At 65.4% G+C, this 11,398-nt stretch carries 15 protein-coding genes; 6 read left to right on the plus strand and 9 right to left on the minus strand.

Annotated features, from left to right (window positions below; genetic code table 11):
• Positions 1 to 20: 20 nt before the first annotated feature.
• On the minus strand, positions 21 to 344 hold the full coding sequence (locus tag VLA65_RS11300) for a thiamine-binding protein (protein ID WP_284991091.1): 324 nt from the start codon (positions 342 to 344) through the stop codon (positions 21 to 23).
• A gap of 70 nt (positions 345 to 414) precedes the next feature.
• Here VLA65_RS11300 and VLA65_RS11305 point away from each other — a divergent pair, with 70 nt between their 5' ends.
• Positions 415 to 1,035 (plus strand): TetR/AcrR family transcriptional regulator, encoded by a 621-nt coding sequence (locus tag VLA65_RS11305; protein ID WP_284991092.1) that lies wholly within the window; start codon positions 415 to 417, stop codon positions 1,033 to 1,035.
• A gap of 55 nt (positions 1,036 to 1,090) precedes the next feature.
• Here VLA65_RS11305 and VLA65_RS11310 read toward each other — a convergent pair whose 3' ends face one another.
• The 3 genes from VLA65_RS11310 to VLA65_RS11320 are packed head-to-tail and all read right to left on the minus strand — an operon-like array spanning position 1,091 to position 2,636.
• The gene (locus VLA65_RS11310) at positions 1,091 to 1,402 is read right to left on the minus strand and encodes an AzlD domain-containing protein (protein WP_332602550.1); all 312 of its coding nucleotides are present in this window, start codon (positions 1,400 to 1,402) and stop codon (positions 1,091 to 1,093) included.
• Complete coding sequence (locus VLA65_RS11315) at positions 1,399 to 2,151, minus strand: AzlC family ABC transporter permease (RefSeq protein ID WP_059388436.1); 753 nt, start codon at positions 2,149 to 2,151, stop codon at positions 1,399 to 1,401. The genes VLA65_RS11310 and VLA65_RS11315 overlap by 4 nt, the downstream gene beginning before the upstream one ends.
• Positions 2,148 to 2,636, minus strand: coding sequence for a DoxX family protein (locus tag VLA65_RS11320; RefSeq protein ID WP_332602551.1), 489 nt, complete (start codon positions 2,634 to 2,636; stop codon positions 2,148 to 2,150). Before VLA65_RS11320 ends, VLA65_RS11315 begins: the two co-directional genes overlap by 4 nt.
• Before the next feature lie 171 nt (positions 2,637 to 2,807).
• Between VLA65_RS11320 and VLA65_RS11325 the strand changes: the two genes are divergently transcribed.
• Complete coding sequence (locus tag VLA65_RS11325; protein WP_059388434.1) at positions 2,808 to 3,545, plus strand: fumarylacetoacetate hydrolase family protein; 738 nt, start codon at positions 2,808 to 2,810, stop codon at positions 3,543 to 3,545.
• 69 nt (positions 3,546 to 3,614) lie between these two features.
• On the opposite strand, the gene VLA65_RS11330 is transcribed toward VLA65_RS11325, so the two are convergent.
• Positions 3,615 to 4,514, minus strand: coding sequence for a glycerophosphodiester phosphodiesterase (locus tag VLA65_RS11330; protein ID WP_306960278.1), 900 nt, complete (start codon positions 4,512 to 4,514; stop codon positions 3,615 to 3,617).
• A 206-nt stretch (positions 4,515 to 4,720) separates the two neighbouring features.
• Here VLA65_RS11330 and VLA65_RS11335 point away from each other — a divergent pair, with 206 nt between their 5' ends.
• Entirely contained in the window at positions 4,721 to 5,926 is a 1,206-nt protein-coding gene (locus VLA65_RS11335; protein ID WP_441433402.1) for a DUF445 domain-containing protein, read from the plus strand.
• Positions 5,927 to 5,948: 22 nt separating this feature from the next.
• Here VLA65_RS11335 and VLA65_RS11340 read toward each other — a convergent pair whose 3' ends face one another.
• From VLA65_RS11340 to VLA65_RS11355, 4 genes are read right to left on the minus strand one after another with little or no spacing between them, the layout of a single operon-like run.
• Positions 5,949 to 6,842: a biotin-dependent carboxyltransferase family protein gene (locus VLA65_RS11340; RefSeq protein ID WP_332602553.1), complete on the minus strand. Its 894-nt coding sequence runs from the start codon at positions 6,840 to 6,842 to the stop codon at positions 5,949 to 5,951.
• Positions 6,842 to 7,489: a 5-oxoprolinase subunit PxpB gene (pxpB, locus tag VLA65_RS11345; RefSeq protein WP_332602554.1), complete on the minus strand. Its 648-nt coding sequence runs from the start codon at positions 7,487 to 7,489 to the stop codon at positions 6,842 to 6,844. Before pxpB ends, VLA65_RS11340 begins: the two co-directional genes overlap by 1 nt.
• Positions 7,473 to 8,222 (minus strand): LamB/YcsF family protein, encoded by a 750-nt coding sequence (locus tag VLA65_RS11350; protein ID WP_284991100.1) that lies wholly within the window; start codon positions 8,220 to 8,222, stop codon positions 7,473 to 7,475. The genes pxpB and VLA65_RS11350 overlap by 17 nt, the downstream gene beginning before the upstream one ends.
• Complete coding sequence (locus VLA65_RS11355; RefSeq protein WP_284991101.1) at positions 8,206 to 9,009, minus strand: hypothetical protein; 804 nt, start codon at positions 9,007 to 9,009, stop codon at positions 8,206 to 8,208. The genes VLA65_RS11350 and VLA65_RS11355 overlap by 17 nt, the downstream gene beginning before the upstream one ends.
• A gap of 132 nt (positions 9,010 to 9,141) precedes the next feature.
• Between VLA65_RS11355 and VLA65_RS11360 the strand changes: the two genes are divergently transcribed.
• The 3 genes from VLA65_RS11360 to VLA65_RS11370 are packed head-to-tail and all read left to right on the plus strand — an operon-like array spanning position 9,142 to position 11,359.
• Positions 9,142 to 9,288: a hypothetical protein gene (locus VLA65_RS11360; protein ID WP_306960266.1), complete on the plus strand. Its 147-nt coding sequence runs from the start codon at positions 9,142 to 9,144 to the stop codon at positions 9,286 to 9,288.
• Positions 9,289 to 9,321: 33 nt separating this feature from the next.
• The gene (locus tag VLA65_RS11365) at positions 9,322 to 10,035 is read left to right on the plus strand and encodes a DNA alkylation repair protein (protein WP_148667512.1); all 714 of its coding nucleotides are present in this window, start codon (positions 9,322 to 9,324) and stop codon (positions 10,033 to 10,035) included.
• A 28-nt stretch (positions 10,036 to 10,063) separates the two neighbouring features.
• Positions 10,064 to 11,359, plus strand: coding sequence for a macrolide family glycosyltransferase (locus tag VLA65_RS11370; RefSeq protein WP_332602555.1), 1,296 nt, complete (start codon positions 10,064 to 10,066; stop codon positions 11,357 to 11,359).
• Positions 11,360 to 11,398 lie beyond the last annotated feature (39 nt).

The raw sequence follows: 11,398 nt of genomic DNA on the forward strand, positions 1-11,398 counted from the left end.
CCTGCGCGCCGCCGAAGGGCCTATTCCCCGCCGGCGATCGCCTTCTCGAGCCGCTCGACCTTGCCCGTAATCTCCCCCGCATATCCCGGCCGGATATCCGCCTTGATCACCAGGGACACCCGGCTCCCGTACTTGCTCACCGCCTCGGTGGCGCGCTTGACGACGTCGAACACTTCATCCCACTCACCCTCGATGGTGGTGAACATCGAGTCCGTCTGGTTGGGAAGCCCGGATTCGCGGACGATCTTCACGGCCTCGGCAACGGCATCGTGCACCGAGCCATCAACGGATGCGGCGCCAGCAGCGGGCTGGCCGGACGGGGCGACTGAAAAGGCAAGCAACATGAATCCAGTCTTTCACGGGCAAGAATGTCACAAAAGTGATTGGAGCCCCTCCGTTGCTACTGTGAGCAGCATGGACCGGCCCTTGGAACGCAAGCCACTTAGAGCTGATGCTGCGCGCAATGTAGACAAGATCATCACGGCGGCGCGCCAGTGCTTCCGCGAGCTGGGCCCGGAGGTTCCACTCCAGACGATCGCCACCACCGCGGGTGTTGGCCCGGCTACACTGTTCCGCAACTTCGCTGACAAGGAACAACTCGTCCTGGCCGCCCTGTCGCGGCAACTCCGGCTTCATGTCGACCCGGTCGTGGAAGAGTCCCTCGCGGGCATGGATGCCGCCGTCGGGCTCATCAACGTGATCGACGCCGTAGTGCAGGTTGCCAGCGAAGACGCCAACCTGCTGGGCGCCGTCGCCGGCCGCCGCGGACTCCTGGTGGGCATCACGGGCGGCTTGATCGATTCCATGGCTGAACTTCTTAGCCGCGGCCAGGGCCAGGGTTCTTTGCGCCGGGACATTTCCATCGAGGACATGGTGCGCCTTGTTGCCATGCTGATCGGCGCCGTGGACACCATGGAGCCGGGGTCCCGCGCTTGGGAACGGCCTGTTGCCCTCCTTGAGGACGCCATCCGCACCGAGCGCCCGTCGCGCCCGCTGCCGCAGCAGACCCCCATACCCGGGATGAATTTCCAGTAACCAGCGCACGACGGCGTTGCGCGCCGCGGCGATGGTTGGAACCGCGCGTCGCGGTTCAGCGCCAACCGAGCAGCCGGAGCCCAGCGGCCGCTGCCGACCCGACGATGACCACTACCAGGAACGGGGCACGGAGCCACAGTGCGACGGCACCCGCAGCCAGCGCGCCGAGCCGGGCGTCGAAGGCCAGGGACTGCCCGGACGCCACAGCGTTGACCACGGTCAGGGATGCCAGCAGTCCGATGGTCATGGTGCCGGCCACACGCATCATCCGGGGACTCTCCAGCAGTTTCGCCGGCACGAAATAGCCCGAAAGTTTCGTCAGGTACGCCAGTCCGCAGGCAATGAGGATCCAAACCCAGAGGTTCATTCGGCGTTCCTTTCGCGGCTGGAAGCGTCAGCACTGGAATGACCGCGCGGGTAGGGATCGACGTCGGGCTCCATCCCTTCGTCGCTGCGTCCGTGGCTGAACCAGCCGATGGCTCCGGCCACGACGGCGGCCACGAGGATGGGCACCCCAGCCGGAACGAACGGGACCGCAATGATGGTCGCCAGGGCAGCTGCCGCCGCAATCGCCCACGGCTCACGGCCCTTGAGCCGCGGCCAAAGAAGGCCGAGGAACGCCGCCACGGCGGCGCCGTCGAGACCCCACTGCTTGGGGTCGCCCAAGGCATCGCCGGCCAGTGCGCCCACAGCCGTGAAGATGTTCCACAGCACGAAAATGCCGAGTCCGGCTGTCCAGAAGCCGCGGCGTTGTTCGTCGGAATCGCTTTGTCCCGAGGCAGTGGCCGTGGATTCATCGATGGTGATGTGGGCTTGCGGGTACTTGAGCCAACCGCTGGGACGCAGCAGCGCGTTCATCTGCATCCCGTAGATGCCGTTGCGCAACCCCAGCAGCGCGGCCGCTGTCATGGCCGCAATGCCGGAACCTCCGCCAGCCACGACGCCGATGAAGGCGAACTGCGAGCCGCCGCTAAACATGAGCAGGCTGAACGCCATGGTCTGCCAGAAACTGAACCCCGAGGCCGAGGCCAATGCCCCGAACGAGATGCCGTAGAGACCCGTTGCAATGCTGATGGAGAGGCCCACCTTCACCGCCGGGGATTCGAGGAGTTTCATGCGCCCCGTTTCGCTCCGGCCAAGCTCCATGCCCACAGGATCAGAGGGATCTGCAAGGGCAGCCGCAGTGTGTGGATCCGCCGAGCGGACACCGTCCCTGTAGGCGAGTAGGCGCGGCGGAGCGCGTCCACGTGGCCGGCCAGGAACGCCGTGAACATCAGCGTAGTGCCGCGGGCTGCAGCCCTACGCGTGGCAGGAATGAGGAGTCCGACGGCGGCAACCGCCTCAAGCAGTCCACTCACCGCGATCCATTCCTCCCTCGACATGACCGCCAAGGCGCCGTTGTGCGGTGCGGTTGGTTTGGTCTTGTCCTGGCCGGCTTCAGCGTGCCCGACTGCGTAGTCCTCGCGGCAGAGATAGTCCGGGACCACGGGAGCGAAGAATTTCGGCTGCCGGAAGTGCTTCCTGGCACTGACGAGTAACAGTGCACTCATGGCCGCCGCGGAGATTGTCTGTGTTGTCCGGGCGGACCATGAAAAAGGCATGTATTCATGCAACCACAGCCCTGCCCAGCGCGGTAACCGGAAGGTTTCGGACTGAGTTATGCGTTCAGAGTATTGGACTCAGTTCAGTATGATGTATGTTTCTTTCTAGGCCGTGCCTGACACAGTCCACCGCCACAGTCCACCGCCACAAGAAATTCAACGAGGAGTTCCATGCGCATCGCCCGACTGAAGACCCCTTCCGGCCCCCAGCACGCTGTCCTGCGCGATGGACGCTGGGACCACATCGAGGATCCCTTTGCCGAGGTCCTATCCTTCACCGGAGAATCCAGTTCCGCGGACGACGCCGAGCTCCTCGCCCCGGTCAGGCCTTCCGTGGTGCTCGGCATCGGGCACAACCTGGGCAACAACAACCACGTACTGCCCATCCAGGCCTGGCACAAGTCCGTCCACAGCATCGCCGGACCCGGTGACGGCATCGTGGCCGTGCGCAACGCGGGCACGGTGAACGTGGAAGGCGAGTTGGCCGCCGTCATCGGAAAGCGGGCGGAAAAGCTCACTGCCGAGAACGCCTTGAGCCACGTCCTGGGCTACACCGTGGTCAACGACGTCACCAACGTGGATCAAAACCACGTCGACGAAAAGCTCTTCCAGGGCAAGTCCGGCACCAACTACACGCCGCTCGGACCGTGGATCGAAACCGGGATCGAGGACCCGGACAACGTCAGCACCGAGGTAGTAGTCAACGGCGAGGTCAAGGCCCGGTCCGGGTCCTTCAACCTGCCATCCTCCATCACGGATTGCCTCGTCTATGTCACCGAATGGCTGACCTTGGAGCCCGGCGACATCATCATGACGGGAGCTCCGAACACCTTCGTGGCTGTCCAGCCCGGCGACCGGGTGGACATCACACTGGGCGGCATCGGAACCCTCAGCAACACGGTCATCTGACTCGCAGTTGTTGTCGTTTTGGAGCCCCTAAACGACAACAACTGCGAGCTAGTTGGGTGCGCGTGGCGCCTAAAGCTGGGCCAGGACCTGCGCCGGCTTGTTCGTGGTGATCTCGTGGATGCCCAGGCCTTGGCAGAGGGCAACATCGTTCTCCGAGTCAACGGTCCACACCCGGAAGCGGCGGCCTGATTCCAGCCAGCGCTGGACGGTGCGGGCATGCTTGCGGACGTAGTCGATGCCCGGCCCGGCCAGTCCAACCTCGCAGTCGTCCAGGATCCGTTCGCCTTCCTGCTGGGCCGCCTTCATCACGTTGGCCACCGCTCCTCCGGTGATGACTCCCAGGCCCAGTTCATCGCGGACTTCCTCCACCGTGACGTCGTCCACGAGCTGGCAGATGTGCTCCGCGGGAACGAACTGGAGCAGGTGCTTGACCGAATCCGGGCTGAAACTCATGAAGGAAACCTGGATGTTGTCCAGCATGGAGGTCTCCGCGTTCCACCCTTCCCGGCCGAGAAGCTCCAGCACGCGGTCTTCAAGCTTGAGCTGGTACGGGCTGGGGTGCTTGAGTTCAATGGCCAGGCCGATGGTCCTGCCGGCACCACGCAGGATCTCCAGCAACTCCGGGAGCGTCAGGAGCTGGTCCGATTTTGCGCCGTACTGGTCCGGGATCCGGGCGCCCTTCCAGGAAGAGAAATCCAGCTGCCGCAGTTCTTCGAGCGTCTTCTCGGCCACGGGACCGGTACCGTCGGAGGTACGGTCCAAGTTCGCGTCGTGGAGCAGGACAACGTGCTGGTCCCGGGTCAGGTGGACGTCGCACTCGACGCCGTCGGCGCCGTCGGCGATTGCCTTCAGGTAGGCGGCACGCGTGTGCTCGGCAAATGCTGCACTGGCTCCGCGGTGGGCGTAGACCATGGGCCGCGTATTTTGCTCTGCGCTTTGGTCTGGGCGACCGGGCTCGTCATTCGTCATGGGGACACGGTAGCCCACGTCCATGACAGCGACGGGGCTACGCTGGGCACATGCAGGTGAACTCTGAACAAATCCCGGTGACGGACAGCGATAGCGACCCGACGGCGGAGGCCACCCGGAACGCAGGTGCCGGGAACAGCTCCACGGTTGGATCCGGCGTCGGGCAACGGAACGGCGACGCCGAAAAGGCGGCTGCCCTGCGTCGGATGAAGTCGGTGGCGCTGGCGCTCCTGATTGTGATGGCGGTGGTTTTCACGGCCGCTTTCGCCCTGCAGAGGCAGTATCCGTGGCTGGAATACGTGCGGGCCGCTGCCGAGGGCGGCATGGTGGGAGCGCTGGCCGACTGGTTCGCCGTCACTGCGCTGTTCAAATACCCCATGGGCCTGAAGATCCCGCACACCGCCATCATTCCGCGGCGCAAGGACCAGATCGGCGCTTCGCTCGGGGAATTCGTGGAGACCAACTTCCTGTCCGAGCAGGTGGTTCAGGAGAAGCTCGCGAGCATCGACATCGCCCGGAAAGCCGGCACGTGGCTCGCATCCCCGGGCGGTCCGGAGCGCATCGCCAAGGAAGGTTCGGCACTGATCCGCGGGGCGTTCACCGTGCTGAACGACGACGACGTCCAGGCAGTGATCGAGGGCATGGTCCGCAAGCACCTGCTCACCCCGCCGTGGGGACCGCCCGTAGGCCGGATGGCCGAACGGATCTTTGCCGACGGCCACCACCACAAACTCGTCGATCTGCTGGTTGACCGGGCGGCTGATTGGGTGGAAGCGAACCACTCCACGGTGAACCGGCTCGTGTCCGACCGTTCGCCCCTCTGGGTTCCTTCCTTCGTGGACGACATCGTGGGAGACAGGGTCTACAACGAAATCTCCAAGTTCGTCCGGGCGGTGCAGCAGGATCCCGACCATCAAGTGCGCCAATCGATCGATACATACCTCGGTGATCTTGCCCAGGATCTCCAGCACGATCCCGCAATGATCGCCCGCGCGGAGGCAATCAAGACCCAGGTCCTCGGCGATCCCGAGGTCCGCGAACTTGCCTCCCGCACGTGGGGCACTATCAAGGACGCGCTGCTCACCGCCGTCGACGATCCCGACAGCGAACTGACACAGCGCTTCAAGAGCGCCGTCCGGGACTTCGGTTCGCGGCTTGTCAACGACGACGAGCTGGCGGGCAAGGTCAATGCCTGGATCGGTGATGCTGCCGGGTACCTCGTCAAAACGTACCGTTCCGATATCGCTGGGGTCATCACGGACACCGTGGCGCGCTGGGATGCCGAGGAAACCTCGCAAAAAATCGAGCTCCAGGTAGGTAAGGACCTGCAATACATCCGCATCAACGGCACCGTAGTGGGGTCGCTGGCCGGGCTCGCGATCTTCACGGTAGCGCACTTGGTGTTCGGCTGACGCAGTCCGGTAGAGGGGACCTTCAGCCGAGGAAACGGATCCGCTGGCCGGGGCGGGCTTGGCCCAACAAGTCCAGATCGGTGCGACGCACCACGGCAATCACAGGGTAGCCACCCGTCACGGGATGATCTGCCAGGAATACCGTGGGAAGGCCCGACGGCGGCACTTGCAGTGCGCCGAGCACCATGCCTTCGCTGGGCAGTTCCTCGAGCCGGGCCTGGGTGAGCGGGCGGCCCACCAGCCGGGCACCGATCCTGTTGGAATCGGGCGACAGGGTCCATTCCTGGCTGACCAAGCGGCGCCAGGAGTCGGGGTCGAACCAGTCCCCCCGGGGGCCGCGATCGACGCGGGCTGTGATGGCGCGCCCCGGATCAGGAGCGCGGCGGATTGCAGGGAGGACATGCGCATTGTTAACGGCCCCCGAACCCGTACCCGAAACCAGGCCATTGCCCGCGGAAACATGCCCGATTCCTAGCTGCTCACCCGATGTCAACGGCGCTGGGCCTTCACCGGAGAGCATGTCCGTGCTGCTTGAACCGAGGAGCTTTGGCGCGTCGATGCCGCCCTGTACCGCCAGGTAATATCGCAGTCCGAACAGAGGGGCACCGAAGTCCAGCACGGCGCCCGGGGCCACCCGGACGGCTTGGTTCAGCGGAATCTCGGCCCCGTTGAGTCTCACGATTCCCTCGGCACCCGCCACCGCGACCGTCGACGCCGTGACGAACCGCAGGCGAAGCCCACCCAGCAATATCTCCAGCCCGGCCGCCTCCGCGGGATTCCCCACCAGCAGGTTGGCAAGGCGAAGCGATTGCCGGTCCAGCGCGCCGGAAGGGCTCAACCCCAAGGAAGCCCAGCCCTGCCTGCCAAGGTCTTCCACCAAGGTGAGGGGGCCGGGGTTCACCACGACAATCCCCATCAGGCCTCCACGAATCGGACCAGGTCACCCGGCCGGATCAGCGCGGGCTCGGCCTTGGACGCGTCCCACAGCGCCGCCGTCGTGGTTCCAATCAGCTGCCACCCGCCCGGAGAGGATCGCGGGTAGACCCCGCTGAACTCGCCGGCGAGGCCAACTGAACCAGCCGGCACGGCCGTGCGTGGGGTGTTCCGGCGCGGAACGCGGAGCCGCTCGTGCGTGGTGACCAGGTACACGAAGCCGGGCGCAAAGCCGGAAAATGCGGCAGTCCACTCCGAGCTCGTGTGAAGCTTGACCACTTCGGCCTCGCTCATGCCGAGGAATTGTGCCGTTTCGGCAAGGTCCGGGCCACGGTAGGAGACCTCGATGGTCACTTCGCGGCCCGAACTGGCGACGTCGTATGCCGGTTCTGCGGACTCCAGCCAGTCGCGGACGTCGGAAGGACGGATCGTTTCCGAGTCGAAGGTGACCAGGACAGTGCGGGCGGCCGGCACGACGTCGATGATCCCCTCCGGCATTGAACTGCCAACCGAAGCGCCGGCCCCGGTCAGCCCGCGGTAGTACGCGACGACGGCGGTCAGCTCGGGCAGTTCCACCAAAAAAGCGCTGTCGCCGCAGGGCAAAAGCTCCCGCTCAAGCGAAGGATTCAATCTCCACTCCAGCTTCCTCGAGGCCGGCGCGCACCGCCGCCGCCAGTTCGACAGCACCCGGGGTATCGCCATGGATGCACAACGAATCGGGCTGAACCCGCACCACTGTGCCGTCCACGGCCAGCACCTCGCCCCGCACCGCAAAGCGCACAGCCCGCTCGACTACCGCGCCGGCGTCGTGCACCACCGCGCCTTCCTGCGAGCGCGGCACCAACGTTCCGTCCGGCATGTAGCCGCGGTCCACGAACGCCTCGCGGAACACCGGGTGGCCGGATTCCTCGGCGAGGCGCAGCAGCGCCGAGCCCGGCAGGCCAAGGACGGGTAGCCCGGGATCGTAGGCGTGAATCGCAGCCACTACTGCTTCGGCCTGCTCGACGTCGTTGACGATCCTGTTGTACAGGGCACCGTGGGGTTTGACGTAGTCCACGGAGGCGCCCACCGCGTGGGCCATGCCGTCGAGGGCACCGAGCTGGTAGAGGACGTCGCCGAAGAGCTCATCGAAGGACATGTCCATCGATCGGCGCCCGAAGCCGTGCAGGTCCCGGTAGCCCACGTGGGCGCCCACCCGGACGTCGAGCTCGAAGGCGGCACGGCAGCTGTCCAGCATGGTCACCGGGTCCCCGGCGTGGAAGCCGCAGGCGACGTTGGCGCTGCTGACGATCCGGAACATTGATGCGTCGTTCCCCATGGTCCAGGAGCCGAACGACTCCCCCGAATCAGCGTTGAGATCCACTATTCCCGCCTTCCAGCGCGTTCTGGCGGGCGGCTGGGAGCAGCTCGCCCGGAATGAAGTCCGGCATGGGACCGAATGCTTCCCTCGCCGAGGCCGCTACGGCACGCCCCATGACGCGGTTTCCGACTCCGCCCACCACGGCCCCCACGCCGAAAGGCAGGGCCCGGCCGAGGAAGGCCGCGCCTTGGCGCTTAACGAGCCGCTTGAGGAAGGCGCGCTGGATGGCATCGCGAATGACCCCGAATCCTCCGCCGGGCAGCTTCTTGGTGAGGGTCATGCCCCAGGCCTGGGTGATTCCTTTGCCTCTGCCGAGCGATTGTCCGCTCAGGGCACCCAGCAGGGCCGTGCCTTCCTCGCCGAGCATGATGGCCATGACCATGGTTCGCGCACGGTCCGGATCGGTGAGGCGGATTCCGTGGAGTTCGGCCAAGGAAGCGGCGTACAGAGCGGTTCCTTCCAGGAACCCGATGGTGGCAAGCGCGGAAAGGCCCAGCGAGGCCGCGGTGCCGATGCCGGGCACGACGGCGGTTGCCCCGACGGCGGCTCCCCCGCCGGTGACTGCGGCGAGGTAGTCGCGCTCCAGTTTGGCGGCCAGCTGCGCCGCTGTGGCCTGCGGGTGTTTGCGTTGCAGGCGGCGCAGGTTGGCCAGGACAAGGGGACGTTGGACCTCGACGGCCCGGAGCAGCACGTTGTGGACACCGGGTTTGGCATTGCCGCTGGCGTCGAACATGGCGTTGTGGGCCGTTTCCTGCGCAATCTTTACTGCCTGGTTGGGTCGCTTTGCCATTCTTCACCTCTGCATTCAGCCGTTGAATTCGTTCGGTAGTTCCTTGCCTAGCCTAGGCCACACGCCCCCTCCCCGGCGTAGACTTTAAGGCGTTCGCGGGAACAGTCCAACGAAGGACAGGAAGCATCCGGAATGAACAAGGCACCAGATCCGAACGAAGTCCGCCATCACAGCGACGCCCCTGCCGAAGGGGAAACGGAGGGTTGGGTGTCGCACGATACCGGCCTTCACAGCCAGGAACCTGCCGAAGGGCCGGATACCGACGACGCCCCCGCATAGTAGCGTTGAGGCTGCGAAATCGGGGGGCCGAAAGTGGCTTCGCACGGGGTGCTCGTGTCTCCGGGGGATACTCAACCGGGGCAATTGTTGGCGCGCGTCCTTGAGGAGCTGCGCGCTTTGGAGAAGCACGACGCCGCGAGCTTCCGCGCCGTCCGCCGCAGGGTTTCCGCGGAAATCGCCACGATGGACGCGGCCGTCGTCTTCAATCTCGCCGAAGGGCTCGTCCAAGCGGGCTTTGACTGGGAGGGCTGGGAGTTCATCAACGCCCACCAGGCGGCTTTCGCTGAGCTGACGCGGGCCCGGCTTGAACACTTGGGAGAAGGCATCACTACGTGGGGGCAGGCTGATGCTTTTGCGACCGTTTTGGTGGGACCCGCGTGGCGCGAAGGGCTCATCTCGGACGCCGACGTCGACGGCTGGGCGCGGAGCCCGGATCATTGGTGGCGGCGCATAGCGCTTGTCTCCACAACGGTGCTCAACACGAGGTCACGCTGGGGAACGGGAGATACGCAGCGGACGCTCGGCGTCGTCGGCATCTTGATCAACGATCGCGACGACACCGTGGTCAAGGCAGTCAGCTGGGCGTTGCGGTCCTTGGTGCCGTGGGATCCGCGCGCAGTCCGAACCTTCCTGGAAATGCATGAGACTGAGCTTGCCGCCCGGGTGAAGCGCGAGGTGCGGACCAAGTTGGAGACCGGGCTGAAATCGCGGCGGCGCAGCGTTCACAGCACCGATCTTTCCCAATGAAGCGTCCACCGATCTTGGGAGCGAAGGCATGCACGTAGCCTTCATCTGTCTGCCCGCGGCGGGCCATGTGAACCCGACGTTGCCGGTGGTCGCCGAGCTGGTTCGCCGGGGCCACCGGGTCACCTATGCGACGTCGGCGAAGTATGCGAAAGCGGTCGAATCTGCTGGTGCCGTGTTCTTTCCCAGCGGAGAGGATCTGGCGGCCTTCCTCCCGCCACGCGAGCGTTTGGCGGAGGGCGGCGCAGCGACTGGAGAGGGCGGCGCAGCGCCCGCTAGTGGAGGTCCGTCACCGATGTCGGGGATGTTCGCGGGAATGCCGTCCGGAATGATGTCTGGACTGCTCGATCGGATTCTCAAGGGCGCAAGGGAGGAATTCCCGGCGCTGCTGGCCCGGCTCGCAGAGGACCCGCCGGACGGGGTGGCCTACGACGCCATGACGCTCTCGGGGAAGATGGCTGCCGCGAAGCTGGCCTTGCCCGATATTGCGTTGCTACCGAGCTACGCCACCAATGAACATTTCTCGATGCGGGACCTCATGCCGGGCCCGCCGCCGCCGGGCATGATCGAGGCCTGGACACAGGTTGGCCAACGGATCCATGATTTCGCCGCGGAGCAGGGCGTGGGCCATTTGCAGTTCATTGGCGGACCTCCTGCGTCGTTGAACATCTCCTTCATCCCGAGGGAATTCCAGCCCTCGGGAGAGACTTTCGACGGCAGGTTCCACTTCGTGGGTCCATGCCTTGGCGCACGGGGCAACGAGGAGGCGTGGCGGCCCCGGGCCAAGGACAGGCCGCTGTTGTTCATCTCGCTGGGCACCACCCCGTTGAATGACCGGCCGGATTTCTTCAGGATGTGCCTGGAAGGATTTGCGGGCACAGACTGGCAAGTCGCCATGGCAATCGGAGAGCGCGTCGAGGAGTCCGAGCTGGGGGATATCCCGGACAACATTGAGGTACGGCCGTTCTTTCCGCAGCTCGAAGTCCTAGCCCGCGCCGATGCGTTCCTTTCCCACACCGGGATGAACTCGACCATGGAGGCGCTCTATTTTGGGGTACCTTTGGTTGCCTTCCCGCTGCAGCCCGAACAGGGCGCGAATGCACGCCGGGTGGAGGATCTGGGACTCGGGCGACGGCTCCCCCTGGAGGGGCTTTCCCCCGAACTGATCCGGGAAACTGTCCTTGACGTCAGCGGCGACGAGGCGATCCGGGGCAAGCTCGAGGCGATGAGTGCCCGCGTCCGCGGTTCCGGCGGGGCACCGGCTGCGGCGGACGCGATTGAGGGGTTCCTGGCGCCATCCGCTTCTGGTCTGCCAGTCCAAGCCTGAGGGGTCGAAGAAATTGGCCGCGTCGCGGCGGAGTACGCG

Source organism: Arthrobacter sp. S2(2024) (assembly GCF_036662515.1).
Taxonomy (GTDB): Bacteria; Actinomycetota; Actinomycetes; order Actinomycetales; family Micrococcaceae; genus Arthrobacter.

Bases quoted from the DNA above. Each gene is read 5' to 3' on its own strand.
- VLA65_RS11320 (WP_332602551.1), bottom strand. From the start codon at position 2,636: ATGCCTTTTTCATGGTCCGCCCGGACAACACAGACAATCTCCGCGGCG.
- VLA65_RS11300 (WP_284991091.1), bottom strand. From the start codon at position 344: ATGTTGCTTGCCTTTTCAGTCGCCCCGTCCGGCCAGCCCGCTGCTGGC.
- VLA65_RS11360 (WP_306960266.1), top strand. From the start codon at position 9,142: ATGAACAAGGCACCAGATCCGAACGAAGTCCGCCATCACAGCGACGCC.
- VLA65_RS11355 (WP_284991101.1), bottom strand. From the start codon at position 9,009: ATGGCAAAGCGACCCAACCAGGCAGTAAAGATTGCGCAGGAAACGGCC.
- VLA65_RS11330 (WP_306960278.1), bottom strand. From the start codon at position 4,514: ATGACGAATGACGAGCCCGGTCGCCCAGACCAAAGCGCAGAGCAAAAT.
- VLA65_RS11335 (WP_441433402.1), top strand. From the start codon at position 4,721: ATGAAGTCGGTGGCGCTGGCGCTCCTGATTGTGATGGCGGTGGTTTTC.
- VLA65_RS11315 (WP_059388436.1), bottom strand. From the start codon at position 2,151: ATGAAACTCCTCGAATCCCCGGCGGTGAAGGTGGGCCTCTCCATCAGC.
- VLA65_RS11370 (WP_332602555.1), top strand. From the start codon at position 10,064: ATGCACGTAGCCTTCATCTGTCTGCCCGCGGCGGGCCATGTGAACCCG.
- VLA65_RS11305 (WP_284991092.1), top strand. From the start codon at position 415: ATGGACCGGCCCTTGGAACGCAAGCCACTTAGAGCTGATGCTGCGCGC.
- VLA65_RS11325 (WP_059388434.1), top strand. From the start codon at position 2,808: ATGCGCATCGCCCGACTGAAGACCCCTTCCGGCCCCCAGCACGCTGTC.
- VLA65_RS11310 (WP_332602550.1), bottom strand. From the start codon at position 1,402: ATGAACCTCTGGGTTTGGATCCTCATTGCCTGCGGACTGGCGTACCTG.
- VLA65_RS11340 (WP_332602553.1), bottom strand. From the start codon at position 6,842: ATGGGGATTGTCGTGGTGAACCCCGGCCCCCTCACCTTGGTGGAAGAC.